The 25,592-nt window shown below is 56.0% G+C and carries 21 protein-coding genes and 1 pseudogene; 8 read left to right on the top strand and 14 right to left on the bottom strand.

What is annotated here, in order from left to right; translation table 11 throughout:
* Positions 1-68 precede the first annotated feature (68 nt).
* On the top strand, positions 69-1,187 hold the full coding sequence (locus ACN0YD_RS01795; RefSeq protein WP_417316926.1) for an esterase-like activity of phytase family protein: 1,119 nt from the start codon (positions 69-71) through the stop codon (positions 1,185-1,187).
* 125 nt (positions 1,188-1,312) lie between these two features.
* Here ACN0YD_RS01795 and rpmB read toward each other — a convergent pair whose 3' ends face one another.
* From rpmB to arfB, 7 genes are all read right to left on the bottom strand, one after another.
* Entirely contained in the window at positions 1,313-1,606 is a 294-nt protein-coding gene (gene rpmB / locus ACN0YD_RS01790; protein WP_417316925.1) for a 50S ribosomal protein L28, read from the bottom strand.
* A 214-nt stretch (positions 1,607-1,820) separates the two neighbouring features.
* Entirely contained in the window at positions 1,821-2,120 is a 300-nt protein-coding gene (locus ACN0YD_RS01785) for a hypothetical protein (protein ID WP_417316924.1), read from the bottom strand.
* Positions 2,121-2,194: 74 nt separating this feature from the next.
* Positions 2,195-4,315, bottom strand: coding sequence for a hypothetical protein (locus tag ACN0YD_RS01780; protein WP_417316923.1), 2,121 nt, complete (start codon positions 4,313-4,315; stop codon positions 2,195-2,197).
* 311 nt (positions 4,316-4,626) lie between these two features.
* Complete coding sequence (meaB, locus tag ACN0YD_RS01775) at positions 4,627-5,592, bottom strand: methylmalonyl Co-A mutase-associated GTPase MeaB (RefSeq protein ID WP_417316922.1); 966 nt, start codon at positions 5,590-5,592, stop codon at positions 4,627-4,629.
* Between the two features lie 73 nt (positions 5,593-5,665).
* On the bottom strand, positions 5,666-7,180 hold the full coding sequence (locus tag ACN0YD_RS01770) for a SulP family inorganic anion transporter (protein ID WP_417318831.1): 1,515 nt from the start codon (positions 7,178-7,180) through the stop codon (positions 5,666-5,668).
* Between the two features lie 221 nt (positions 7,181-7,401).
* Positions 7,402-8,346: a CDF family Co(II)/Ni(II) efflux transporter DmeF gene (gene dmeF, locus ACN0YD_RS01765; RefSeq protein ID WP_417316921.1), complete on the bottom strand. Its 945-nt coding sequence runs from the start codon at positions 8,344-8,346 to the stop codon at positions 7,402-7,404.
* A 43-nt stretch (positions 8,347-8,389) separates the two neighbouring features.
* Positions 8,390-8,812, bottom strand: a complete 423-nt coding sequence (arfB, locus tag ACN0YD_RS01760; RefSeq protein WP_417316920.1) for an alternative ribosome rescue aminoacyl-tRNA hydrolase ArfB — start codon at positions 8,810-8,812, stop codon at positions 8,390-8,392.
* A gap of 90 nt (positions 8,813-8,902) precedes the next feature.
* Between arfB and ACN0YD_RS01755 the strand changes: the two are divergent.
* Both ACN0YD_RS01755 and ACN0YD_RS01750 read left to right on the top strand, forming a co-directional pair.
* A pseudogene (locus tag ACN0YD_RS01755) lies at positions 8,903-9,184 on the top strand (type II toxin-antitoxin system RelE/ParE family toxin).
* 9 nt (positions 9,185-9,193) lie between these two features.
* The gene (locus tag ACN0YD_RS01750) at positions 9,194-9,499 is read left to right on the top strand and encodes a HigA family addiction module antitoxin (protein WP_417316919.1); all 306 of its coding nucleotides are present in this window, start codon (positions 9,194-9,196) and stop codon (positions 9,497-9,499) included.
* A 239-nt stretch (positions 9,500-9,738) separates the two neighbouring features.
* Here ACN0YD_RS01750 and ACN0YD_RS01745 read toward each other — a convergent pair whose 3' ends face one another.
* Positions 9,739-10,173, bottom strand: coding sequence for a DUF2214 family protein (locus tag ACN0YD_RS01745; protein ID WP_417316918.1), 435 nt, complete (start codon positions 10,171-10,173; stop codon positions 9,739-9,741).
* Between the two features lie 57 nt (positions 10,174-10,230).
* A complete protein-coding gene (gene scpA / locus ACN0YD_RS01740) occupies positions 10,231-12,381 on the bottom strand; it encodes a methylmalonyl-CoA mutase (RefSeq protein ID WP_417316917.1) in 2,151 nt (716 codons plus the stop codon).
* Positions 12,382-12,615: 234 nt separating this feature from the next.
* Between scpA and ACN0YD_RS01735 the strand changes: the two genes are divergently transcribed.
* Together ACN0YD_RS01735 and ACN0YD_RS01730 are read left to right on the top strand one after the other, a co-directional pair.
* Complete coding sequence (locus ACN0YD_RS01735; protein ID WP_417316916.1) at positions 12,616-14,346, top strand: DUF885 domain-containing protein; 1,731 nt, start codon at positions 12,616-12,618, stop codon at positions 14,344-14,346.
* Positions 14,347-14,360: 14 nt separating this feature from the next.
* Positions 14,361-16,112: a DUF885 domain-containing protein gene (locus ACN0YD_RS01730; RefSeq protein WP_417316915.1), complete on the top strand. Its 1,752-nt coding sequence runs from the start codon at positions 14,361-14,363 to the stop codon at positions 16,110-16,112.
* Between the two features lie 14 nt (positions 16,113-16,126).
* On the opposite strand, the gene ACN0YD_RS01725 is transcribed toward ACN0YD_RS01730, so the two are convergent.
* On the bottom strand, positions 16,127-16,480 hold the full coding sequence (locus tag ACN0YD_RS01725) for an MmcQ/YjbR family DNA-binding protein (protein ID WP_417316914.1): 354 nt from the start codon (positions 16,478-16,480) through the stop codon (positions 16,127-16,129).
* A gap of 276 nt (positions 16,481-16,756) precedes the next feature.
* Here ACN0YD_RS01725 and ACN0YD_RS01720 point away from each other — a divergent pair, with 276 nt between their 5' ends.
* Both ACN0YD_RS01720 and ACN0YD_RS01715 read left to right on the top strand, forming a co-directional pair.
* A complete protein-coding gene (locus tag ACN0YD_RS01720; RefSeq protein WP_417318829.1) occupies positions 16,757-18,151 on the top strand; it encodes a DEAD/DEAH box helicase in 1,395 nt (464 codons plus the stop codon).
* Positions 18,087-19,325 (top strand): NAD(P)/FAD-dependent oxidoreductase, encoded by a 1,239-nt coding sequence (locus ACN0YD_RS01715; protein WP_417316913.1) that lies wholly within the window; start codon positions 18,087-18,089, stop codon positions 19,323-19,325. The genes ACN0YD_RS01720 and ACN0YD_RS01715 overlap by 65 nt, the downstream gene beginning before the upstream one ends.
* Before the next feature lie 2 nt (positions 19,326-19,327).
* Here the strand turns inward: ACN0YD_RS01715 and ACN0YD_RS01710 are convergent, their stop codons facing one another.
* The 3 genes from ACN0YD_RS01710 to ACN0YD_RS01700 are packed head-to-tail and all read right to left on the bottom strand — an operon-like array spanning position 19,328 to position 24,189.
* The gene (locus tag ACN0YD_RS01710; RefSeq protein ID WP_417316912.1) at positions 19,328-20,452 is read right to left on the bottom strand and encodes an ABC transporter permease; all 1,125 of its coding nucleotides are present in this window, start codon (positions 20,450-20,452) and stop codon (positions 19,328-19,330) included.
* 1 nt (position 20,453) lies between these two features.
* A complete protein-coding gene (rbbA, locus tag ACN0YD_RS01705; protein WP_417316911.1) occupies positions 20,454-23,189 on the bottom strand; it encodes a ribosome-associated ATPase/putative transporter RbbA in 2,736 nt (911 codons plus the stop codon).
* Positions 23,190-23,193: 4 nt separating this feature from the next.
* Complete coding sequence (locus tag ACN0YD_RS01700; RefSeq protein WP_417316910.1) at positions 23,194-24,189, bottom strand: HlyD family secretion protein; 996 nt, start codon at positions 24,187-24,189, stop codon at positions 23,194-23,196.
* Positions 24,190-24,327: 138 nt separating this feature from the next.
* On the opposite strand from ACN0YD_RS01700, the gene ACN0YD_RS01695 reads away from it, so the two are divergent.
* A complete protein-coding gene (locus ACN0YD_RS01695; protein WP_417316909.1) occupies positions 24,328-24,546 on the top strand; it encodes a hypothetical protein in 219 nt (72 codons plus the stop codon).
* 8 nt (positions 24,547-24,554) lie between these two features.
* On the opposite strand, the gene ACN0YD_RS01690 is transcribed toward ACN0YD_RS01695, so the two are convergent.
* Positions 24,555-25,562, bottom strand: a complete 1,008-nt coding sequence (locus ACN0YD_RS01690) for an NADP-dependent oxidoreductase (protein WP_417316908.1) — start codon at positions 25,560-25,562, stop codon at positions 24,555-24,557.
* Between the last annotated feature and the right edge of the window lie 30 nt (positions 25,563-25,592).

Raw genomic sequence — 25,592 nt, 5'->3', positions numbered from 1 at the left:
ACAGATTTACTCAAGTTTTAGAGAATTTTTGTGGATTTTTTTGCGGGAATATGGAAATTATCCGGATAATGAAAACACGTGGCTTGATCAGGCAGTTTGCAATATGTGTTGCGGGGGTAGTCATCTGCTTTCCGTTCTTCCTGCATTCCGAGCCGTCCCAGGACCTTTCAAGTATCCGGGAAGTGGACCTCAAGGCGACAGCCGTCCCGTTGAGCCACAAGAATGTTTCCGAAACCCGGGTCGGCGCCCTGACTTATCTTGGCGGCATCCAGTTGCTCAGCGGGAATACAACATTCGGCGGCATTTCAGGTTTTGTGGTCAGCCCGGACGGCGGTAAAGTCCTCGGGATTTCGGACCGGGGCTTCTGGTTCCTTGCTGATGTTGTCTATGACAAAGGCCGCCTGACAGGCCTGAAAAACGGCAAAATGAGTCCCCTTGCAGATGAAAACGGCGGCAGATACAGCGGAAAGCACAGTGACGCAGAAGCCGTCACCCTGGTGGACAGCGCCGGTCTCGTGGTCTCTTTCGAAAATGATCACAGGATGCGCTATTACCAGGCTTCATCCCGACTTGATTTTGACTCCATCCTCAAGGCAAACGCCCAGGTGATCAGTTTTGCACCGGATATGTCCCCCGTCCTCAAGGATCAGCCCCGGAACCTCGGCGTCGAAGCCCTGACCACGCTGGCGGACGGCCGGATGCTTGCCATTTCCGAAGCTGCCACAGAAAGCCGCAATAACGGCATGGCCCGAGCCTGGATCATCGGTCGCGGCACCGCCCTGCCGCTGAATTATGAACTGACCGATATGTACCGCCCTACGGACATGGCCACATTGCCAAACGGAGATGTACTTGTTTTGGAAAGGCATTTTTCACTGGCCCGCGGCATGGCCAGCCGGCTGCGCCGTATCAGTCATACCGACATCCGGGAAGGCACGGTTCTCAAGGGCGACGTGATCGCCTGTATGGAGTTCCCCTATAATATCGACAACATGGAAGCCCTCGCAGTGCGGCAGAACGAGGCCGGTGAAACCATCCTCTATATGATGTCCGACAATAACTTTAACCCGCTACAGCGCAACCTGCTGATGATGTTCCGGCTGGATGAGCCCACAGTAGAAAAACAACCGGACATTCCCGCACAGCAAATCGCCCACAGCCAGGGACTGGTTACCGGCAGCCGGTAATCGCCTGCCCCCCACTCGACATCCGTCTGTTCCAGCCATAAAACCTGTTCCGGCCATAAAACCTGTTCCGGCCATAAAAAAAGCCGCTGTAACAGCGGCTCTTCATCATATTCTGTCCAGAAAAATCAGGCGGCTTTCTCAGCAGCCTTTTTCTTGACCTGCTTTTTCAGGCGACGGGCTTTGATGGACAGATTTTCATCCCGTGATTTCATCAGGAAGTTGTCCAGACCGCCGTTATGCTCGACAGAGCGCAGGGCATGGGCTGAAATCCGCAGGCTGACGGATTGACCCAGTACATCGCTCAGAAGAGTTGCCTTGGTCAGGTTCGGCAGAAAACGGCGACGAGTCTTGTTCATGGCATGGCTTACGTTGTTGCCGCTCATCACACCCTTGCCGGTCAATTCACATACGCGTGACATTGCTTTGTCCTTGTTTTTTAACGTTGTATCCAGGGGCCATCACCAATAACTCACGAGAATCGCCGGGAGGCCCCGTAAAACTTGAAAGCGGTATATATGGTATTGCGGCAATCCCGTCAAGAACAAACAACCCAAGAATCAAAATGAACCTGCCAAACCCGGAGACCCTTGAATTTCTTCCCCCCTGCACCTCAGACAGGGGAAAGACAGCTTTTCAGAAATAGGCCGCCTCGGCGTCTCCTTCTTCGACCTGTAGCTTCCCGTCAGGTGTAAGATTGACCTTCACATAAACATCCTTCGACAGATCTACATCGAGATGGATATCCTGGTTCCGCTTGGGAAGTTCAATATCCAGAGTGGCGCTGTCGGACTGGCTCTCAAGAACAACCCGTTCAGCCAGACCGATTGAATAATCTGTGGTCAGGCCGGAATATATTTTCCTGCTGTTGTTCATTTCCACAACAACTTCATCATTTTCAAATCCTGCCTGAAAGGCAATTTCAATTTTTGACATTCCCGAATTCCTTTACAAATTCACCTTAGGTGCAGCAGCCGGGACCCTGGTCCCGGCTGCTGCATGGGATAGCTTCAGGCGTCTTCTTTTTTGCCTTTGCCCTTCACATCGCTCAGAGCATCCTGGAAATGGCCAAAGAGCTCGGGACCCATCTTGTTCTGGGCGCCTTTGTTCTTCAGGGCCCTGGACAGATAGTCTGCGGTCGCTTTCTGATCCTTGCGCTTGACTTTGACCTTGTGGTCAAGGTCAATCTGGACAAAGTCCCGACTGGATTTCAAGCCTTCCACACTGCCGACGAATGCCGCAATGGGATGTTCCGGATATTCCTCTAGCACCTGCTGGAAGGCATCATCGCCTTTTTTCAGGAAGCTGGAGGGAGAGCCCTCGAGGAAGAACTGCATGCCCTGTTCATGTCCGAGCATGAGATCAGCCAGATTATCTTCGGCTTCCGTACGCGGGGCCTTGATGTTGACCCGCTGGACAGGAGAAACAATGGCGGAGCCATCCTCGGCATAATAGGTGGCCACAAGCTGATACATGCCCGGCGTTTCAAAGATCAGGCCGTCTTCACCGTCCAGACCGATAAAGGCATTGGCTTTCAGGGCCTCGCCAGGCTTCAGGATCTTGCTTTCCGGAACGATCAGGTTGCACATGGGCGGCTTGTAGGTCAGGACCGCGCCATCCGGTTTTCTGATCAGTATCTGGACCAGACCGCTCGCCGGATCAAGATCCTTGAACACGGCTTTCGGTCCCGAAGAAGTATTTTCCACTTTCACGGTCACATAAACCGGGGTGCCCAGACTATCCGCATGATGGGCCTCCACAGAAACACTCAGGCCGGAATCATCCGTCAGGGTGCCCATAAAGTCCAGATGATCCTCTGCAGCCGCCCCCTTGCCAAAGGGGTTGCCGCCAAAGATGACGTCATTGCGGTAAGCATGCCGGAGATGGGTCACCTCCAGAGTATCGAACTGGAAGTCGAAGTTGCTCCAGAAGGTGGCTGCCCCGCCGGGATAATTCTGGGGATAGTTCATCCAGGACAAGGAGTCCGGCCGATTGGGAAGCGGCGGGTCCATGTAGGTTTTATGGAACGAATGGAACAGGTTGAAGCAATGCCCCAGTTCATGCACGTTCACATAGACCTGGGTCCTTTGATCGGCAGCAGATCCGCTGGAAATATTCTGATAGAAAGAGGCGCAGCCCTGGCGCTGCTTGTCTTTCTGGTCATACATAATGCCCAGCAGTCCGGTGCCATATTCATGGGCGCGGGCATGAAACAGCCAGACCTTCCAGTGCGGCACATCCTGCCACAGGCTGAAATTCGCTTCCATGGCATCATGCAGTTCCGCATTGCTCCATTGGTGATTTGCGCCAGCTGCAGACGTCGGCACCTGGTTGGTCACGCCGGAACTGATCACCTCGACCCCGGCTTCCCCGTAAGCCTTGGCCACTGTCAGGGTCCTGGCGCTGCCGCCGGAGGGCAGGGCGCCGGTATTGTAGGAAACGAAGGGTGTGACAGATTCTTCGTGATCCTGCTCCAGTTCCACTTTCCTGAAATAGGCCGAATCATAGGTGCAGACATACTGGGCCCCTTTCTTGTTGTTCAGGGTCAGCCATTGCACATAGGCATTTGCCGCCGGCTGATAGATATTATGCCGGGGAATCTGAACCACAATCTTGCGGTAGCTCGTATTCCAGGTCGTTTCGGCAATTCCCGTAATCACCACCGTATTGTTGCTGATTTTGATGGTGGGGGCCTTCACTTTGAAGGATCCGAAATAGCTGGTCGTGGAACCGGACTTGTAGAAATAGTCGCCACTGACCATCCGTAACGGACGGCGTCCGTCCACATCTACACGCAGTTCAAGTTTCCAGGGTTTCGGGCAGTTTGAATAACACCCGCTTACCCTGCGGGACCTTACCGGGAGCGGAAGCGGAATCGGGGCACCCTTGACCGGCTTGGCGACTGCCGCATCTGCTCCTTGCCCCTCACCTGCTACACCCTGGGATTCCTCGGAAACCCCGTGCACATCCCCGCCACCTGCCTGTATTGCACCAGCCCCTTCTCCGGGTGAAAGGAGAGGGCTTGTCATTTGGTTGCTTTCTTCAATCGCTGAAATGTCTTCGATGCTCAGCTCTTGATCATATCCGGCAATATCGTCAACAGCCGGAGAACTAGGGTCGATGTTAATCATAACATGCTCCTTTGCTAGCATTCTGTTTGAACCATTAATAGGCGGGAATAAAAGTCTGCTTTCTGCGGGCTCTCACAACGAACCTGCAGATACATGAACACAACCGTTTTTCAGAACTTATCACTGTACGCGCAGTACAGACTCGCGCGTTACTTCACCTTTTTTTGATGAGACAATCTGGTGATTTACTTAAAGAATTGATAGATAATTTTATGAAAAAATACCAGTAATGAAAGCGAGGCGGACTATACCATATAATCGGTACACAGACCAGTAGCTCAAAGAAACTAGTAGGATGCTCAGAACCGGGTTTACCCGAGGAAGGCTTCCAGAAGCTCCCGTGCCGCCGCAGTCGGCGGCAGCTTGCCCTCCCTGACCGCCGTCTCGGTCTCGGCGAGCCGTTCCGGCAGATGGTCGCGGAAACGATCCACCAGCTGGTCGTGGATTTCAGACCACATCCAGGACACAGCCTGGTCCGCCCGATTGGCCGCCAGCTCCCCACTGTCGCCGAGCTTTTCCCGGTACTGTCCGACAGCCTGCCAGATCTCCTCCAGCCCCTTGCTCTTCAGGGCCGACGCCAGACAGACATGGGCCGTCCAGTTGGGGCTCTTCGGCCGCATCAGATGCAGGGCAAGGGTATAATCCGCCGCTGCCCGCTTGGCTGCCGCCTCCAGGTCACCGTCGGCCTTGTTGACAATCACCAGATCGGCAAGCTCCATGATCCCGCGTTTGATGCCCTGCAGGTCATCGCCGCCACCGGGGGACAGCAGCAGCAGGAACATGTCCACCATTTCCGCCACGGCAACTTCCGACTGGCCGACACCGACCGTCTCGATCAGGATCACATCATAGCCCGCCGCCTCGCACATCAAGAGTGCCTCCCGGGTGCGCCGGGCCACGCCGCCGAGGCTGCCGCCGGAAGGAGACGGGCGGATAAAGGCTTTCGGATTACGGCTCAGGTGCTCCATACGGGTCTTGTCACCAAGGATGGAACCGCCGTTGAGGGTCGAGGAAGGATCAATGGCCAGGACAGCGACCTTCAGGCCCTGTTCGGTAAGAAAGGTGCCAAAGGCTTCGATAAAGGTGGATTTGCCGACACCGGGCGTGCCGGTAAAGCCGAGCCGGATTGCCCCGCCGGTATGGGGCAACAGGGCGGTCAGAAGTTTCTGGGCCTCGGCCTGATGTTCGGAGCGGGTGGATTCAGACAGCGTAATTCCCTTGGCCAGCGCCCGGCGCTGGCCCTTGAGAATACCCTCTTTCAAACTTTCGATATCCATGGCCTGGTCCTTAATTCCCTATTGGTTTTAAGGACTAACAAGCCGAATGTACAGAGGATTTATAGAACGCGCATCAGGGCTTTGCAGCCTCAATCTCTTCCTCCTCTTCAGGATAATCCACAGCCACGCCGTAATGGGGATCCTCGATCACAGAAACCTCCATAAACTTGTTGGCCCGGGTCAGAAGGCGCTTGCAGTCCGGGCTCAAATGCCTGAGGTGCAGTTTCTTACCGGCCTTTTCATATTTTTCCGCCATGCTGTCGATGGCCTGCAGCGCGGAATGGTCCACCACCCGGCTGTTGATGAAGTCCACGATCACATCATCCGGATCCCGGGCCGGATCAAACAGCGCATTGAAGCTTTCCACCGATCCGAAAAACAGCGGGCCGCTCAGCAGATAGACCTTGCTGCCCCGGTCATCAATCTGGGTTGTGGCATTAATCCGTTTCGACACCTGCCAGGCATAGACCAGTGCGGAAACGATCACCCCGGCGATCACCGCCATGGCCAGATCGCTGATCACCGTGATACCTGTTACCAGCAACAGCACAAAGGCATCGGCCCGGGGGATCACCATCAGGATCTTGAAAGTGGTCCAGGCAAAGGTGCCGATCACCACCATGAACATCACACCCACCAGAGCCGCCAGCGGAATCTGTTCAATCAGACCGGAGGCAAACAGGATGAAGACCAACAGGAACAGCGCAGCAGTAATGCCGCTGAGGCGGTGCCGCCCGCCGGATTTGAGGTTAATGATGCTCTGGCCGATCATGGCGCAACCGCCCATGCCGCCAAAGAAACCGGTTACCACATTGGCCGCGCCCTGGGCCACGCATTCCTTGCTGGCGCCGCCCTGTTTGTCCAGCATTTCGTTGGCCAGGTTGAGGGTCAGCAGAGACTCAATGAGCCCGATGGCCGCCAGGATCAGGGAATAGGGCAGGATAATTTCAAAGGTTTCAAGGGTTAGCGGCACCATGGGAATATGGAAATCCGGCAGTCCCCCGGCGATGGAGGCCATGTCGCCGACCCGCGGCACATCAAGGTCAAGGCCGATCACCACGGCGCTGACCCCGACAATGGCGGCCAGCGGAGCGGGAATGAATTTGGTGATTTTCGGCATGAAATGGATGATGAACATGGTCAGGACCACCAGCCCCAGCATCATGACGAGCGGCGTCCCGGTCATCCAGACTTTCTCACCAAGCTCGTTGGTAACCTTGAACTGCCCCATCTGGGCCAGGAAAATCACAATCGCCAGACCGTTGACAAAGCCCAGCATCACCGGGTGGGGGATCATGCGGATGAACTTGCCGAGCCGGAAAATGCCGGCCAGGATCTGGAAAATACCCATCAGGACGACGGTGGCAAACAGATATTCCACCCCGTGGGCCGCCACCAGACTGACCATCACCACGGCCAGCGCGCCGGTGGCGCCGGAGATCATGCCCGGACGGCCCCCGAACAGGGCCGTGATCAGCCCGACGATGAAAGCGGCATATAGCCCGACCAGCGGATTAACCCCGGCAACGAAGGCAAAGGCCACCGCTTCCGGCACCAGGGCCAGGGCCACGGTCAGGCCGGAAAAGATTTCGGTCTTGGCCTGTCCGAGAGAAAGGCCATGGAAAGGAGACGGTTTTTTGCCGTCTGCGGCTTGTGCAGAACTGTTCACGATATACCCTGTCCGGCCTTACAGGCCTTTGTTTTACGGCCACCCCGAATTGTTCAGGCGGCGGCCCTGATCAGCGGCTTCAATAGCGCAAATCATGCTGCATCGCAACCGTTTCACCGGAAATTCACAGAATGACGGGGTCACACCTCGTACTGATGAACCTCAATGGTCACATGATCCAGGCCGGCAATTTCCGGCATCAGCGCCCGGTAGTGCTCCGGCGCCTGCGGGGACCGGGAAACGATGGACAGAATCGCCACTTTCTTGTGCGGGCTCACCTGCCAGAGGTGCAGGTCCACCACCTGGTCCTCACTGTCGCCTTCGATCGCCTCGATGATTTTCGCCCGGAGGCTGGGATCCTCGGTCCGGTCCAGCAGCACATGGCCGGTGTCCCGCATCAGGCCCCAGGCCCATTTGCTGATGATGATGGCGCCGACAATGCCCATCAGCGGATCCATCCATACCCACCCCAGCGACTTGCCGGCAAACAGGGCAATGATGGCCAGCACCGAGGTCAGGGCATCGGCCAGCACGTGCATATAGGCGGCCCGCAAATTATGATCTTCCGCATGATGATGATCGTGATCATGCCCCGGTTCATGCCCGTGTCCATGTCCGTGATCATGGTGATGATGATGACTGTCTTTCAGCATCCAGGCGCTGACCAGATTGACGATCAGGCCCACGACCGCCACCAGAATGGCCTCGTTAAAACGGATCGCCTGGGGCGTAATCAGCCGGGAGACGGACTCCGCCACCATCAGCAGGGCGACAATGCCGAGCACGATGGCGCTGGTATAGCCGCCGAGGAACCCCACTTTGCCGGTGCCGAAACTGAATTTTTCATTTTCCGCATTGCGCCGGGCATAGCCATAGGCGAACAGGGTGATACCCAGCGCCGCCGCATGGGTGCCCATATGCAGCCCGTCGGCCAGCAGCGCCATGGAGCCGAAGGAAAGCCCGGCGGCGATTTCCACCACCATCATGAAGACGGTGAGCAGAATGACCCGGAAAGTGCTCTTCTCCCCCTTTACATTTTCCAGGTGAAAGTCATGTTCCGGCTGCCAGCGGTCGAGATTATCCATACTTCGAAAATACCCTGTTTTTTGTACTTCTGCTGAATCGTTTTTAATCGTTCAGGCCGACCTTGGCACGTGTTTTTTTCACCCCGCCCCGTTTCTTCTTGCCCTCGATGCGCCGCGCCTTTGCCGCCCGTGAGGGTTTGGTGGGCCGGCGTGTTTTCGGCACCACCGTCGCCTCCCGGATCAGGGCCACGAGCCGCTCCAGCGCCAGTTCCCGGTTGCGGGCCTGGCTGCGGGTATCATGCACCGAAATCACCAGGACGCCTTCCTTGGTCATGCGCTGACCGGCAAGGGTGCGCAGGCGGGCAAACAGGGCCGGATAAAGGGCGGGGGAATTTTTCGCATCAAAACGCAGTTGCACCCCGGTCGAAACCTTGTTCACATTCTGCCCGCCGGGACCGGGCGAGCGGATGAACTGCTCCTCGATCTCGTCCTCGTCGATATGGATATGGGATGTTACCTCGATCATGGCGCCACTTTAGCAAGGACGGCGCGAATGTCAAAAGGGAGAGAAAATAATATCGATTGACGATACTATTGATGTACGATACCATGAGGCATGATCAGGGGGTTTCGGGATAAGCAGACGGAGCGCGTCTTTCATCGGAAGTTTACCAAAAAACTACCGTAGAACCTGCACCGCCTAGCCTACCGGAAACTGCTCCTGATCCATGCCGCCTCAGACGTCAACGAGCTGCGTATCCCGCCGGGTAACCGGCTGGAACAGCTGAAGGGCGACAGAACCGGTCAATACAGCATCCGCCTCAATGACCAGTGGCGCATCTGTTTTGTCTGGCGGGACGGCAACGCCCATGAGGTGGAAATTTGTGATTATCATTAGGACGTGCAAATGGACGGACAAATAAAAAAGATAGCCCCCATTCATCCCGGAGAAATCCTGCAGGAGGAGTTTCTGACCCCCATGGGGCTCAGCGCCTATGCTTTGGCCAAGGCCACCGGCATGACCCAGACCCGCCTGTCCGAGATCCTGAAAGGCAAGCGAGCCGTCACCGCCGACACGGCGCTGCGCCTCGGCCGCGCCTTTAACATGTCCGCCGATTTCTGGATGACCCTGCAGACCCACTATGATCTGGAAGTGGCGCGGGATGAAGTGGGTAAAAAGATCGAGGAAGAAGTGAAGGTGGTGGCGGCTTAAACCAAAGATAAATTAAACCGTATTCCGGTTCATAAAATCGATAACACCTGATAGCATGAGCTTGACCTGCTCGGCAGTGTAGTCGTCATAATCTCCATGTGCCGCACTATTACGAATTCCCAGCCAAGACGTCACACTCTTCTGTTCAAGCTTATTATAAACTTTTGCTTTAACCAAATCAGCATTCAAAGCATCCGCCTTTTTCGGGAAAGGCTTCCCTTTACGCTCAAAAGTAACCCCTACCCCATCATCCCGTAACCGCGGGCCATGAGGACCGCCAGCAGCGGCATGACGGCGAGCAATGTGAGCTCGATCCGGATGATTTTGATCATTTTCGGCGGCACGGCGATCATGCCCCCGGTCTGTTTACGGTTTTTCAGGAAGAAAAAAGTGGGCCCGAGCGACAGGATGCCAAGCACCACAAATACGCCGATCTTCAGATGAAAGATCCAGTTGGCGGCATAATAGTCCGGGATGCCCACGACAAACCACAGGGCGAGGCCCGCCACCAGCACCGTCACGGCGCTGAGACCGTAAAGCCCGTCGATGAGCGCAATCCGGCGCATCTCGGTCACCGTCATTTCCGATTTCAGCAAAAGATGTTCCGCCACCAGCGTCGCGGCAATGCCGAGTATGCCGAGGAAATGAAAATAGCGGATAAAAACGTCTTCCATTGCTGCCCCCTGTTATCACGGGGAAAGGATAAGCTTTCCCCGTCAGAGAGCAGTATGCTATTTCCCTTCCAGCTTGTCGAGGATTTCGGCGGCGGCTTTGGGAATGTTGGTGCCCGGGCCGAAGATGGCGGCGGCACCGGCCTTATAAAGGAAATCATAATCCTGCTGCGGGATCACCCCGCCACAAGAGACCAGGATATCCTCCGCGCCTTCCTTCTTGAGCTCGGCGATCAGGGCCGGTACCAAAGTCTTGTGCCCGGCGGCCAATGAAGAAACCCCGATGATATGCACGTCGTTTTCAATGGCCTGGCGGGCGGCTTCCTCGGGCGTCTGGAACAGCGGGCCCACATCCACATCAAAGCCGATATCGGCAAAGGCAGTGGCCACCACCTTGGCGCCGCGGTCATGGCCGTCCTGACCCATTTTCACCACCATCATGCGGGGGCGGCGGCCTTCGCGTTCGGCGAATTCCTCGACCCGTTTCTGAATGGCCTGGAAACCCTCATCCCCTTCATAGGCGGAACCATAGACGCCGGAGATGGAGCGCACTTCGGCCTTGTGACGATCGAATATTTTTTCCATGGCGTCTGAAATCTCCCCGAGTGAGGCGCGGGCGCGAGCCGCGTCCACGGCTTTCTCCAGAAGATTGTCGCCGCTTTTGGCCGCTTCTGTCAAGGCATCAAGCGCGGCCTGGCATTTGGCTTCGTCCCGGCTCTCGCGCATTTTTCTGAGCCTGGCGATCTGGGCCTCACGCACGGCGGCATTGTCCACATCGAGAATATCGATGGGGTCTTCCTTGGCGAGCTGGTATTTGTTGACACCGACGACCACTTCCTCGCCCTTGTCAATACGGGCCTGTTTGCGGGCGGCGGCTTCCTCGATCTTCATTTTCGGCAGGCCGGTCTCCACCGCCTTGGTCATGCCGCCCAGTTCCTCAACTTCCCAGATCAGTTTCCAGGCTTCCTGGACAAGTTCGTTGGTCAGGCTTTCGATGTAATAGGAGCCACCAAGCGGATCGACCACATTGCAAATGCCGGTTTCTTCCTGCAGCACCAGCTGGGTATTCCGCGCGATGCGGGCGGAGAAATCGGTCGGCAGGGCGATGGCTTCATCGAGCGCATTGGTATGCAGCGACTGGGTGCCGCCAAGCGAAGCCGCCATGGCTTCGACCGTGGTGCGGATCACATTGTTGTAGGGGTCTTTTTCAGTCAGCGACACGCCGGAAGTCTGGCAATGAGTACGCAGCATCAGGCTTTTCGGGTCCTTGGCGCCAAAATTTTCCATGATCTGGGCCCAGATGGTGCGGGCGGCCCGCAGCTTAGCCACTTCCATGAAGAAATTCATGCCGATGGCGAAGAAGAAGCTGAGACGCGGGGCGAAGCTGTCCACATCAAGTCCCTTGGCCTGGGCAGCGCGGACATATTCCATACCGTCGGCCAGGGTAAAGGCCAGTTCCTGCAGCTGGGTCGCGCCCGCTTCCTGCATGTGATAGCCGGAAATGGAGATGCTGTTGAAGCGCGGCATGTTTTTGGAGGTATATTCAATGATATCGCCAATAATCCGCATGCTCGGTTCCGGCGGATAGATATAGGTGTTGCGGACCATGAACTCCTTGAGGATGTCGTTCTGGATGGTGCCGGAAAGCTGTTCCGGCTTCACACCCTGTTCCTCGGCGGCAACGATATAGAAAGCGAGGCAGGGAATGACCGCCCCGTTCATGGTCATGGAGACAGACATTTCATCAAGCGGGATCTGGTCGAAGAGGATTTTCATATCCTCGACAGAATCGATGGCCACACCGGCCTTGCCCACATCACCAACCACACGCGGATGATCGCTGTCATAGCCCCGGTGGGTGGCAAGATCAAAGGCTACGGACAGGCCCTTCTGACCAGCGGCCAGGTTGCGGCGATAAAAGGCGTTGGATTCCTCGGCAGTGGAAAAACCGGCATACTGCCGCACGGTCCAGGGACGGCCCGCATACATGCTGGCCCTGACCCCGCGGGTATAGGGCGCAAAGCCGGGCAGGAACGTCTCACCTTCGGCCAGATGGGGAATGTCCGTCAGATCCTCGTCCGTATAGAGCGCCTTGACGTCAATGCCTTCCGGCGTGTGCCAGACGATGTCGTCCGCCGTCCTGCCACGCAGTTCCCTGGAAACCAGGTTCTGCCAGTCGGTAATGCCTTTGGTCTTTTTTGTATCGCTCATGTCTTGTCCCGGGGTCCCTCTTGCGCCCTACAGGGCTGGCCTCAATGCAAAATGTTACTCATGAGTAAGGTATTTATCCCATTCCCCTGCCGATAGCAATAAATCTTTTGCGCAGATCACTGAAATTCCATCACTGAATTTTGGAGTCAAAATCGTATACAATCTGGCTTTGGTCCAGTATTGTTGCGCTTTGCAAAACCATAAAACAGCATCATAACATACATGGGGAATTAAATGTCTTTCCGTACCATAGTTTTCAGTCTGGTTGTTTTTGCCCTGTCCCTGGCGACAGCCCGCGCAGACACTACCGCCGATTTCCACAAACTTCTCGACAAACACTGGCAAAAGGCCAATGAAGAACAGGTCTTTTTCCACACCGACCCCGACGGCTGGAAGCCGGACGGCAAGCTTGCCGACATCTCAAAGGCCGGATTTGACCGCCGTCAGAAGTTTAATGACCAAATGCTGGCGGAACTGGCGAAAATTCCAATGGAGAAACTGTCTGCCGAAGATAAAATCAGCTATCGCCTGTTCAAATATGAGCGCGAGCTGGAACAGGAAAGCTATACGACCCAGGACCGTTATTTTCCGGTAACCTATCTGTTCGGCTGGTTCAGTTATTTCGCCGAGGCGCCCGCCAATATGGCGTTCCTGACCCGTCAGGACTATGAAAAATTCCTCGTCAGCCTGGAGGACTATCCCCGTTTCAACCGGGAAAATACGAACCTGCTGCGTGAAGGCATCAAGGCCGGTTACACCCAATATTGCGAAAGTTTCCAAAACTATCACAAGAACATCAGCACCTATATTACGGACAGGGCTGAAGACAGCCCTCTGTTCGTGCCGTTTAAAAAGTTTCCGGCCACCTTTCCGGACAAGCTGAAAAAGGAAATGGCGGCACAGGCGAAAAAGCTGATCACAGAAAAAGTGACCCCCGCTTACCGGGAATTCTATGAGTTCTGGACAAAGGACTATATGCCCAACTGCCGCAAGGAAGCGGGCATTTCGTCCCTTCCGGGCGGGGCGGACTATTACGCCTGGGCGATCCGCTTCTTCACCACCACCGACATGACAGCACAAGAGATCCATGACCTTGGGCTTAGCGAAGTGAAACGCATCCGGGCGGAGATGGACGCCATCATCAAGAAGGTCGGTTTCAAAGGCAGCTATAAGGAATTCCTGGAATTCCTGCGTACCGACGACCGTTTTTATGCGACTGACGAGCAGGATCTGATGGAGAAAACCGCCTATATCAACATGAAGATGTACGGCGAACTTCCCTATCTGTTCGGCACCCTGCCGCGCAATACCTTCACCGTAAAGGCGACAAAGAACCGCGGCACCTTCTATATGCCGCCACCGGACAACCGCACCCCCGGCACCTATTTCCTGAGCGTGAAGTCCCTGCGGGATCAGCCGCTCTTCAGCCTGGTGGCGCTGAGCCTGCATGAAGGGGTGCCCGGCCATCACCTTCAGAACGCCCTTGCCATGGAATCAGAGGTACCCGCCTTCCGCCGCACCCTGAACCACAACGCCTATACCGAAGGCTGGGGGCTTTATTCGGAAAAGCTGGGCCTGGAAGCCGGCATGTATGACGACCCTTACGCCGACTTTGGCCGCCTCAGCAATGAAATCTGGCGCGCCTATAGGCTTGTGGTGGATACCGGACTGCATGCCATGGGCTGGGAGCGCCAGAAGGCGATTGATTTGCTGGTCGATAATACCGGCCTTTCCGAAGCCGAGGCCGCCGGACAGATCGACCGCTATATTTCCTGGCCGGGCCAGGCGCTGTCCTACAAGGTTGGGGAACTGAAACTCCTTGAACTGCGCCAGCGGGCAGAGAAAAAGCTGGGCGAAAAATTCGATATCCGCGCCTTCCATGACGTGATCCTCGGCGACGGCTCCCTGCCGCTCAGCATGCTTGAGGAAACCGTTGACGAATGGATCAAAAACCAGACCAAATAATAAAGGGGATAAACATGAGACTGAAAACGACATTTGCCGTGCTGCTGCTTGCGGGGGCTTTGGCCCTGCCCGCCGCCGCCGATACAACAAAGGACTTTCACAAGATCCTGGATGACAGCTGGGAATTTACCTTAAAGGAGTATCCCACTTTCGCCAGTGACCTGGGCGACAAACGATATAATGACCGTCTCGGCACCGCCTCGATCAAAGATCATGAGCGCCGGGCGGAGTATGAAAAGAAGGTCCTCGCCCGGCTCGACAAGATCAATGTGAAAAAGCTGAGTGACGAGGACCGGATCAACTACAAGCTTTTCCGCACCGAGGTGGAACGGGAGCTGGAGGCGTTCAGTTTCAAGAGCTATCTGTTCAACATCACCAACCGGGGCGGCTGGCATATGAATTTCGCCCGGTTGCCGAGCCTGATCAGCTTCTCGAAAGAACAGGACTACCGGGACTATATCTCCCGGCTTCGGGATTATCCGCGGCTGAACACGGAAAATATGGAGGTGATGCGCGAGGCCATCAAACAGGGCTTTATCCATGCCTGTGCCTCCATGGAAGGTTATGAGACCTCCATTTCCAGCCATATCGTCAAGGATGCCGGCAAAAGCGCCCTCTATGCGCCCTTCGTGAAAATGCCGGACATCATCCCGGCCGCCACCCAGGCCGAGCTCAGGACCGAAGCCAAGAAAGCCATTATGGACGGGGTTGTGCCCGCCTTCCAGGCCTTCTACGAGCTTTATACCAAAGACTACGCCCCCAACTGCATGAAGAAGGTGGGCGCCCTGCACTGGCCCGACGGAAAGGCCTATTACGAACATCGGGTGCGCCAGTTCACCACCACCGACATGACCCCGCAGCAGGTGCATGACCGGGGCATGAGCGAAGTGAAACGCATCCGCGGCGAAATGATGGAAATCATCAGGGAAGTCGAGTTTGACGGTGGCCTTCAGGAGTTCATCCAGTTCCTGCGCACCGATCCCCAGTTCTATCCCAAGACACCTGAGGAACTGGTTGACAAGGTCAGCACCATCGCCAAAAAAATGGACGGGGAACTGCCCAAACTGTTCGGCCGCCTGCCGCGCCAGCCCTACGGCATTGCTGTTGTCCCGGCGGACATCGCGGAGAAAACCACCGTTGCCTATTATATGCCGGGGGCGCCGGACGGCAGCCGGGCCGGATATTATTTCATTAACACCACCAAGCTGGACAGTCGGCCGCTTTACACCATGGAATCCCTGACCCTTCATGAAGCGGTGCCGGGCCATCACCTGCAAATAGCACTCGCCAGTGAAACCGACCTGCCCAATTTCCGCCGCTATGGCGGTTATACGGTCTTTGTAGAAGGCTGGGGCCTTTATGCGGAACGGCTTGGCCTGGAAGTGGGTTTTTATGAAGACCCCTACAGCAACTTCGGCCGCCTGAGTTATGAAATGTGGCGGGCGCTTCGCCTGGTGGTGGATACCGGCATGCATTATATGGGCTGGACCCGCCAGCAGGCCATCGATTTCATGGCCGAAAATTCCGCCCTCAGCCTGCATAACATCACTGCCGAGGTGGATCGCTATATCACCTGGCCCGGACAGGCGCTGGCTTATAAGACCGGTGAACTGAAAATCAGGGAGCTTCGGGCAAAGGCGGAGAAGGAACTGGGCACGGATTTCGACCTCAGGGCCTTCCATGACGAAATCCTGCGTCACGGCGCTGTGCCGCTTTCCGTTCTGGAAGATATCGTCAACGACTGGATTAGTGCCCGCAAAGGCTGATCCCGGAAATTACCTCAAAGGCCCAGCTCGGTACGCTGGGCCTTTGTCAATTTGCCGGCAATGATGTCGTGGGCATCAGTGATATGCAGCCGGATATCCTCATCCGTCATGGCGTTGGGCGAGATAAGCTGCACCCATTTGGCCCTTGCGAGATAGGGGGCAGGAATGATGCCCTCCCGTTCACAGAGAACCTCGTACGCCAGATCGGAACATTTAAAGCTGATCTTCTGTTCCTCGCCCTCACCCCAGATAGAGCAGATGGCGAATATCTTTCCGCCCACTTTCCACACCGAACTATTGCCCCACTGGACCACATTATCGGTAGCCTTCAGCGTGGCGCAAAAATCATCAAATTCTTCACGTTTCATCCACTTCCCCTTGCAACAGGGGATTGTTCCTTAAAAAGCGGCTGGAGACAAGTATTATAAAAGCTGCATATTCAGGGATGAACCGATTTAGCTTGACATTGTGCACTGCAGCGCTCATATGAGGCCGTAACGCCGTGCCAAGGATGCACGGCTTTTGAACATCCGCCGTGAAAGCAGGTCAGGCCTGCCAGACCAGTCATAAAGTTATTGGGTATCATCGCGGAACAGAGCCGGAAGTCCGGCATAACGCACGCGAAAGGAATATCCGTGACTGAAATGACCACGTCGGCATTTGCCGATCTGGGCCTTGAAGGCCCTTTGCTGAAAAACATCCAAAAAGAAGGTTTCGAAAGCCCGACCCCTATCCAGGAAAGCGCCATCCCGCTTCTTCTTGAAGGCCGGGACATGATCGGCCTGGCCCAGACTGGCGGCGGCAAGACCGCAGCTTTCGGCCTGCCCATGCTGCAACGGCTCAGCGAAACTGCCGGCAGGCGTACACCCAATACCCCCCGCGCCCTGATCCTGGCCCCGACACGGGAACTGGCCAAGCAGATCGCCGACAGCATTTTTCCCTTCAATAAGGGCCTTGGCCTGAAACAGACAGCCATTTTCGGTGGTGCCCCGATGGGTAAACAGATCGGCCTGCTGCGCCAGGGTATTGATGTGCTGGTGGCCACACCCGGCCGTCTGCTGGATCATAAGAAACGCGGCAGCATCAAATTTGACGAAATTGACATCTTCATCCTGGACGAAGCGGACCGGATGCTCGACATGGGCTTCATCCATGACGTGAAAGACATTGCGGCAAGCCTGCCGGAAAACCATCAGACCGTGCTTTTCTCCGCCACCATGACTGCCAACGTCAGGAAACTGGCGTCACAAATCCTGCGCAACCCCGCCTATGTGGAGATGCCGCAGGAAACGGCCGTGGCCGAGACCATCAGCCACAAGGTGATGTTCCTGGACGGCAAGAATAAACGGGCGCTGCTGAACGACGTGCTGGACAAGGAAAACCCGGGTCAGGCCATTATCTTTGCCAAGACCAAAGCCGGCGCTGACAACCTGGCGCGCGCACTGTCTTCCAATGATTGCACCGTTGCCTCAATCCATGGCGACAAGCACCAGTCCATGCGGGAAAAGATTCTGCGCCGGTTCCGCAACGGTTCCCTGCGCTATCTGGTGGCCACCGACGTGGCTGCCCGCGGCATTGACGTGCCGGGCATCGATATGGTGATCAACTATGACCTGCCGATGGAGCCGGAAAACTATGTGCACCGCGTGGGCCGGACCGGTCGTAACGGCGAAAGCGGCCAGGCGATTTCCTTCTGCGATGGCCGGGACAAGGGTCTGCTGCGCCAGATTGAACGGCAAATTGATCAGAAAATCGAAGTGGACGATGAACATCAATTCCATGTAGATGTAAAAGAAGAAAAAGGCGGACGCGGATACAAGGGACGTGGCCGGTCTTCTGGAAAACCAGGTGGAAAACCGGGCCAGAAATTCTCCAGAGCCAGAAAACCCCGGGGCCCGAAAAATGCGCTGGGCGAGAGCCGCCGCGTAAAGCCGGAAGGCAAGTCCGGCGGCCCCAACAAGAATTCGAACGCCAATGGTAAAAACAAGTTCGTCAAATCCAGAAAACCGTCAGGCGGCCCGAAACGGCGTGCAGCCTGAGCCTTTTGATATCATCATCATTGGGGCCGGCGCTGCCGGCCTCATGTGCGCCATAGAAGCAGGAAAAAGAGGACGGCGGGTACTGGTTCTGGACCATGCCGCCAAACCTGCTGAAAAAATCCGCATTTCCGGCGGCGGACGCTGCAATTTCACCAATATCCATGCCGCACCGGAAAATTACCTCTCTCAAAATCCCCGTTTTTGTGTCTCTGCCCTGAAACGATACTGTCCGCAGGACTTTATCGATCTGGTCGACCGCTATCAGATCAAGTGGCATGAAAAGACCCTGGGCCAGCTCTTTTGCGACAACAGCGCCAAAGACATCATCAATATGCTGCTCCGGGAATGCGAACAGAATGGTGTCGCCATTGTCACAAGCACCGAGGTCGAAGAGATCAACAAGGATGCAGAGCTGTTCCGGCTCACCACCTCGCGCGGTCCCTATGCCTGCCACAAACTGGTGATCGCCTGTGGCGGACCGTCGATTCCGAAAATGGGAGCGAGCTCCTTCGGCTATAAAATCGCCCGTCAGTTCGGCTTGCATGTCATTGACCCCCGGGCCGGGCTGGTGCCGCTCACCTTTTCCGGCCCGATCAAGGAAAAACTCTCTGCCCTTTCCGGCGTATCGGTTGAGGCCGAGGTCAAATTCGGCAAGGTGAAATTCCGCGAGGCCCTGCTGTTCACCCACCGGGGGCTCAGCGGTCCCGCCATCCTGCAGATTTCCAGCTACTGGCGGGAGGGAGAGCCTGTCCGGATCAATATGCTGCCCGATCAGGACATGTTTGCCTTGCTAAAAGCCGCCAAGGACCATTCGCCAAAGCAGGAACTTGTAACTCTTCTGGCGGAACACCTGCCGCGACGCCTGGCCCAGTTTATCGGTGAAGAAACCGGTATCGAGGGGCGACTGGCCGACCTGAGCCATAAAAAACTGCACCTGGTGGCCGCCATGATCAACGACTGGCAGATCCTGCCCAATGGCACGGAAGGTTACCGGACAGCAGAAGTGACCGTCGGCGGTGTGGACACGGATGAATTGTCGTCAAAAACCTTCGAAGCCCAAAAGGTCCCCGGGCTTTATTTCATCGGCGAAGTGGTGGATGTAACCGGCCATCTGGGCGGCTATAATTTCCAGTGGGCCTGGGCCTCGGGTCATGCCTGCGGGCAGGTCATCTGACGCTATTTCCCCACATCCATGCTGCGGCGGAAAAGGATCAGGCTGAGACCGAAGAAGAATAACCCCATGACCCCCACGATCAGGAACTGGGGCCAGACCACCTCGATTCCGGCATCCCGAAGCAATATGGACTGGGAAAAGCTGACATAATGCCGCGATGGCAGGAAAAAGGTGATAGTCTGCATCCAGTCGGGCTGGTTTTCCACCGGCGTCTTGCCGCCGGACAGCAACATCATCGGCAAAATCACCAGAATGGTCAGAAGGCCAAGCTGGGGCATGCTGCGCACGATGGTCCCGATGAACACGCCGAAGGCCGTGGCAAAAAACAGGAAAATTGTGGTGCCGGCCAGATAAAGGGGCACCGACCCCGCCACGGGCACCGAGAGAACTTCCCGGATCACCAGCAGAATGGCAAAGGTCACACCAAGCAGGATCACCAGACCGTTGGCCCAGACCTTGGACAGGACGATTTCCCAGGGGGTAAGCGGCATGACCATCAGATGCTCGATGGTGCCGTGCTCCCGCTCCCGGATCAGGGCCGCGCCGGTCAGGATAACAGTCAGCATCACCACCTTGTCAATGACCGACGCCAGACTGGTAAACCACATGGAAACGGCGTTGGGGTTAAAGGCCATATGACTGACCAGCTTGACCGGCGGCTCAACCCCCTCCGATGTGCCAAGAACAAAATTTGCCACCTCGGCATTGATCAGCTCCTGCAGATACCCTGCCCCCTTGCCGGCCTGGTTTACCGCCGTGGCATCCACATCCACCAGGATTTCCGGTTTCCGTCCGGCCAGCATATCCTCTTCGAAGCCCTTTGGAATATAGAGCACAAACATATAATGGCCGTCATCCATTCCCTTCAGGGCCTCCGGCGCACTGATCAGGACCGGATCCCGAAAATATGGTTTAGGCACTGCATCCATGATTTGTTTGGACAGACGGGACTGGTCCTCGTCCACTACCGCGACGGAGGCATTATGTACCTGGCCGGTGATCCCCGTCGCCTCCACATAGATGGCCAGGGTGAAGGAATAAATGACCAGAATCAGCAGCACAATGTCCCGCTTCAGACTGAACAGTTCCTTGATGCCGAGCCAGAAGATATGCCGAAGCCTGTTCATGCTATTTCTCCTGCTTTCTCATGGCTACCACAGCAAGGAACAGAAACACCGGTATATAAATCGACAAACGAACCAGATCCGGTATCAGGGCCTCCAGGGAAAGGGCCTTGGTAAAAGCCCCGACCCCGAGATGCAGGAATTTGCCCGCCGGCCAGAGATTCCCCATAAGTTCTGCCCGTCCCTCAAGGGTGGAAACAGGTTGCGTCAGGCCGGAAAACTGGATTGTCGGCATGATCGCCAGAATCGCGGTGGCGAAAATGGCGGCGATCTGGCTGCGGGTAAAGGCGGAAATCATCAGGCCAAACCCGGTCGTCACGGTTACATAGAGCAGACTGCCGATCAGATAGGCGGTGATGCTGCCCTTGATCGGGACACCAAACAGGAATATTGCCATCATCAGCAACAGAAGAGTATTGATGTAAAATATAATAATATAGGGCAGCTGCTTGCCAAGCAGAAATTCAAGCCGGGTTACCGGTGTCACATAAAAATTATTGATGCTGCCCAGTTCCTTTTCCCGGACAATACTGACGGCCATCAGAATCGCCGGAACCATGAACAACAGGATGGTGGGTATGGCCGGAACCATGGCATATATGCTTTCGAACGTCGGGTTATAACTATAGCGGATAACGATATCCACCGGGAGCTGCTGCAGCGGCTCTCCCGTTGTCCGGCGACTATAGTCATCCAGATAAGCCCGGTGCAGGCCCTGGACATACCCCTTGATGGTTTCCGCCTGGTCCGGCATGGCTCCGTCAATCCAAGCCGCCACCTCGGGCTTTTTGCCCTGATGGATATCTCGTCCGAAACCGGGCGGGATTTCCACCACCAGCGACGCCTTGTTGCCCTGCAACATTGATTCCGCTTCCTGTGGACTGTAGATCCTGCCCACTTCACGGAAGTAACGGGAACCGCGAAAATGTTCCACATAGGAACGGCTCTCGGGAGAATTGTCCAGATCCAGTGCCACATAGCGCAGGTTTGTCACGTCGGCGGAAATACCATAGCCGAACACAATATAGAGAAGAGCCGTACCGACAAAGGCAAAGGCCAGCCGGATCGGATCACGTATAATCTCCAGATATTCCCGGTAGCTATAGGTCAACAGACGCGATAGTCGGAAAAAGCCCTGTTTCTTCCGCAGTGCGGGTTCTGCCGGCGCTTTCACGGCAGCAATTTCCTCGGCTTCGTATGCCTCTTCGCCCACAGTTTCACGGATATATTCGATGAAGGCTTCCTCGAAATCCCCGGTATTCTTCGCCTGCATCAACTTGTCGGGCGTATCACACGCCAGCACCCTGCCGTCGTGCATCAGGGATACCCGGTCACAACGCAGGGCCTCGTTCATGAAATGGGTGGAAATGAAGATGGTCACATTGCGATTTCGGGACAGGTCGATCAGAAGCTTCCAGAATTCGTCCCTGGCCACCGGATCAACCCCGGAGGTGGGTTCATCCAGGATCAGCATTTCCGGCTCGTGAATGACCGCCACCGCCAGGGACAGACGCTGGCGTACGCCAAGCGGCAGGGATTCGGCAAGGTCGTCCAGGTGTTTTTCCAGAGAAAACCGGGAAACCAGATCCTTTATCCGCTCCCTGATTTCCCGATCCGTCAAATCAAACAACCGCCCGTGCAACATCAGATTCTGGCGCACGGTCAGTTCCCCGTAAAGGGAAAAGGACTGCGACATATAGCCGACACGCCGCCGGGTTTTCATATCTCCGCCATTCACCCGGCCGCCTAACAGGAATGCCTCACCCTCCGATGCCGGCAGAAGCCCGGTCAGCATCTTCATGGTGGTGGTCTTGCCGCAGCCGTTGGAGCCGAGAAATCCGAATATCTCCCCCCGCTGGATCTCGAAACTGACATCGTCAACGGCTGTAAAATTCCCGAAGCGGCGAGTCAGGTTCCGCGCTTCAATGGCAATTCCCCCGTCCGCCGTTTTCAAAGGCGGAATCTCCAGCCGTCCGCCCGTTTCCTGGCCCGGCAAGAGGCGTACAAACGCCTCCTCCAGCGTATCGCATCCGGTTTGCTGCCTCAATTCGGTCGGGGTCCCGGTAGCCAGCACCTGCCCGTCGTTCATCGCCACCAGCCAGTCAAACCGGTCCGCCTCATCCATATAGGCGGTGGAAACCAGTACGCTCATTTGCGGACTGGCCGCCCGGATTTCATCAATCAGGCTCCAGAACTGCTGCCGGCTGAGCGGATCAACACCGGTGGTCGGTTCATCCAGGATCAACAGGTCGGGGTCGTGAACAAGGGCGCAGCACAGGCCCAGCTTTTGCTTCATGCCGCCGGACAGTTTCCCCGCCGGACGCCGCTTGAACGGCAGAAGCCCGGTAGCCCGCAGCAGACGATCAATGCGGCTTTTCCTGTCCTGGCGGGTCAGGCCGAACAGCCGGGCGAAAAACTGCAGGTTTTCATGAATGCTCAGGTCCATATAGAGGTTCTTGCCCAGACCCTGGGGCATATAGGCGATGTGGGGATAGACACTGTCGCGGTGTTTTTCTGACGTCATATCGCCGCCCAGCACAGTGACCTCACCCTCCTGAAGTTTGCGGGCACCGGAGACAAGCCCCATAAGAGTGGACTTCCCAACCCCGTCGGGACCGATCAGCCCCACCATGCAGCCGGCCGGCAGGGAAAGAGCAACATCCCGGAGAGCATATTTTTTGCCGTACCGGTGGCTCACACCGGTAAGTTCGGCGACATATTTTTCCGGTGGCACGGCCACACCGCTATCCTTCAGGCTGGGTCAGGTTAATCTGCAACTCGTCGGGCCAGGGCGTCTCCTTGTTCAACTGGACAAAGGCCTGTCCCCTGACACCGGTCTTGACCCGTTCAATATTTTTCATCACGAGTTCGCTGGGAATGGTCACCTTGACCCGGAACATGAGCTTCTCCCGTTCGTCACGGGTTTCAACCTGTTTCGGCGTAAACTGGGCTTCGGGGGAAACAAAAGTCACGACCGCGGGAATAACCCGGCCGGGCGCTGCATCAATCCTGATGCGGGCTTCGGCGCCGAAACGGATTCTGGCGGCCTCAACCGACGGCAGGAAAATAGTCATATAGATATCGCTCAGATCAATCAGGGTCAGCACCTTGCCGCCCGCCCCCAGAACCTCTCCATTTTCTGCCAGCCTGTAGAGTACCCGACCATGCACCGGCGATTTCAGCGTGGCCTCATCAATCTGGATTTTGACCCTCTTCACTTCCGCCCTGGCCGAGGCTACCGCCTGTTCCGTAGTCTTGAAACGCGCCCGGGCGGCACTCAGCGCTGCAACGGCAATATCCCGGGCACTGATTTTCTGGTCCGCCTGTTGCTGGGACACATGGCCCTTGGCAACAAGAGTCTTTGTACGTTCCAGTTCCTGCTCGGCAAACTTCAGTTCACTTTCCCGCTGAACGATGGTGGCTTCCACTTCGTGGACGGTCTGCTCCGCCTGGGCGATGGCGGCCCTGGCCTCTTCCAGAAGGGCTTCCTCTTCAGCCGTATCCATAACTGCAAGAACCTGGCCAGGCTGCACCAGATCGCCCTCATTGGCATAGATGGCGACAATACGCCCGCCGTATTTGGTCGCCACATCCACCTGGTCCGCTTCGATTCGACCGTTCCCGGAGGCAAAATCGGAAAAACTCTCGCTATTTCTCGCCTGCCACCAGCGAACCCCGCCAACTACAGCAGCCAGAATAATAACGAATATGACCAGATTCCTGAGAAGCGAACCGCTCATGGGAGATTTCTCCTGCCCTTTTTATTGTGCACCTGCACATTAAGCGACATTAGATATCTTCCCATGACACAAGTCAATCACCGGGCCCTTTTTTGGCCCCATTCATACTTATACTTCCTCCGAAAGGGAGAAAGAGGGATGCTTCACCGCACTTTATTAATTTTATTTCTTTTTTCACTGGCGGCCTGCAGCCGGGAAGCCGGTGAGAATACGGCCCGCAACATCTGTTCTGGATCCAGTAACTGCAGCTACAGCTGTCCGGACGGCACCGTTACCGATGCCCGCTTTCCCAGATGTCCCGTGAACGACAGGGACCTTCTGCCCCCCGCCAACGAAGATGTGGGACCGCCGAGATAATCCCTGCGTCAGTCCAGCTTGACAATCTGTTTGCCGAAATTCTCCCCCTTGAGCAGGCCGATGAAGGCCCTGGGGGCATTCTCGAGCCCATCGGTAATGGTCTCACGGTACTTGAGTTTACCTTCCTTGACCCAACCGGCGGCTTTGGCCATATATTCCCGGCACAGATCCTGATGATCAAACACAATGAAACCCTGCATTTTCAAGCGCCGCTGAACAATCAGCGCCATGCCGCGGGGACCGGGCGCCGGTTCCTTGTCATTATAAGCCGAGATCAACCCGCACATGATTATCCGGCCGAAATCATTCATTTGCCATAACGCCGCTTCAAGAATTTCACCGCCTACATTCTCAAAATTAATATCGATTCCTTCAGGGCACAGCTCCCGCAGTTTTTTATATACCGGACCGCAGGTCTTGTAGTTGAAGGCCGCATCAAAACCCAGCTCATCGGTCAGCCAGGCGACCTTGGAATCCTCACCGGCACAACCGACAACCCTGAGCCCCATGATTTTGCCGAGCTGGCCAACCACACTGCCCACAGCCCCGGAGGCAGCGGATACAAACAGGGTTTCCCCCTCCTTCGGCTGACCGATGGACATCAGCCCTACATAGGCGGTCATCCCGGGCATGCCAAGAATCCCAAGATACCAGGATAGCGGCGCCAGATCCGGGTCCACCTTCATCAATCCCTGGCCATCAGACTTTGAATAATTTTCCCAGCCAAGCCGCCCGGTCACATGATCACCAACAGCATAATCATCATTGTTGGAGACGATGACCTCGCCTACAACCCCGGCTTCAAGCACTTCGCCAACCGCGAAAGGCGGCACGTAGGACTTGCCTTCATTCATGCGACCGCGCATATAAGGATCAAGGGACATAAACTTGTTGCGGACCAGAATTTCCCCCGGTCCCGGGGCCGGCATCTCCCCGGCAGCATACTCAAAATTTTCCTCGCTGACCCAGCCTACAGGTCTCGACTTCAGCAAAATTTGATAATTGGTTTCGGTCATGACATCATCCTTCTATATATCTTGAAGATA

Origin of the sequence: Emcibacter sp., from assembly GCF_048269205.1 — a bacterium.
Lineage (GTDB): Bacteria > Pseudomonadota > Alphaproteobacteria > Sphingomonadales > Emcibacteraceae > Emcibacter.
Note: the sequence above shows the minus strand (reverse complement) of the source record. Positions and strands in the feature narration are given on the sequence as shown.

Bases quoted from the DNA above. Each gene is read 5' to 3' on its own strand.
- ACN0YD_RS01700 (WP_417316910.1), bottom strand. From the start codon at position 24,189: ATGAGCGGTTCGCTTCTCAGGAATCTGGTCATATTCGTTATTATTCTG.
- meaB (WP_417316922.1), bottom strand. From the start codon at position 5,592: ATGGATATCGAAAGTTTGAAAGAGGGTATTCTCAAGGGCCAGCGCCGG.
- ACN0YD_RS01690 (WP_417316908.1), bottom strand. From the start codon at position 25,562: ATGACCGAAACCAATTATCAAATTTTGCTGAAGTCGAGACCTGTAGGC.
- ACN0YD_RS01725 (WP_417316914.1), bottom strand. From the start codon at position 16,480: ATGAAACGTGAAGAATTTGATGATTTTTGCGCCACGCTGAAGGCTACC.
- ACN0YD_RS01795 (WP_417316926.1), top strand. From the start codon at position 69: ATGAAAACACGTGGCTTGATCAGGCAGTTTGCAATATGTGTTGCGGGG.
- ACN0YD_RS01695 (WP_417316909.1), top strand. From the start codon at position 24,328: ATGCTTCACCGCACTTTATTAATTTTATTTCTTTTTTCACTGGCGGCC.
- ACN0YD_RS01780 (WP_417316923.1), bottom strand. From the start codon at position 4,315: ATGATTAACATCGACCCTAGTTCTCCGGCTGTTGACGATATTGCCGGA.
- rpmB (WP_417316925.1), bottom strand. From the start codon at position 1,606: ATGTCACGCGTATGTGAATTGACCGGCAAGGGTGTGATGAGCGGCAAC.
- ACN0YD_RS01710 (WP_417316912.1), bottom strand. From the start codon at position 20,452: ATGAACAGGCTTCGGCATATCTTCTGGCTCGGCATCAAGGAACTGTTC.
- ACN0YD_RS01715 (WP_417316913.1), top strand. From the start codon at position 18,087: ATGGTAAAAACAAGTTCGTCAAATCCAGAAAACCGTCAGGCGGCCCGA.
- ACN0YD_RS01720 (WP_417318829.1), top strand. From the start codon at position 16,757: ATGACCACGTCGGCATTTGCCGATCTGGGCCTTGAAGGCCCTTTGCTG.
- ACN0YD_RS01735 (WP_417316916.1), top strand. From the start codon at position 12,616: ATGTCTTTCCGTACCATAGTTTTCAGTCTGGTTGTTTTTGCCCTGTCC.
- arfB (WP_417316920.1), bottom strand. From the start codon at position 8,812: ATGATCGAGGTAACATCCCATATCCATATCGACGAGGACGAGATCGAG.
- scpA (WP_417316917.1), bottom strand. From the start codon at position 12,381: ATGAGCGATACAAAAAAGACCAAAGGCATTACCGACTGGCAGAACCTG.
- ACN0YD_RS01745 (WP_417316918.1), bottom strand. From the start codon at position 10,173: ATGGAAGACGTTTTTATCCGCTATTTTCATTTCCTCGGCATACTCGGC.
- ACN0YD_RS01730 (WP_417316915.1), top strand. From the start codon at position 14,361: ATGAGACTGAAAACGACATTTGCCGTGCTGCTGCTTGCGGGGGCTTTG.
- ACN0YD_RS01785 (WP_417316924.1), bottom strand. From the start codon at position 2,120: ATGTCAAAAATTGAAATTGCCTTTCAGGCAGGATTTGAAAATGATGAA.
- ACN0YD_RS01750 (WP_417316919.1), top strand. From the start codon at position 9,194: ATGGACGGACAAATAAAAAAGATAGCCCCCATTCATCCCGGAGAAATC.
- dmeF (WP_417316921.1), bottom strand. From the start codon at position 8,346: ATGGATAATCTCGACCGCTGGCAGCCGGAACATGACTTTCACCTGGAA.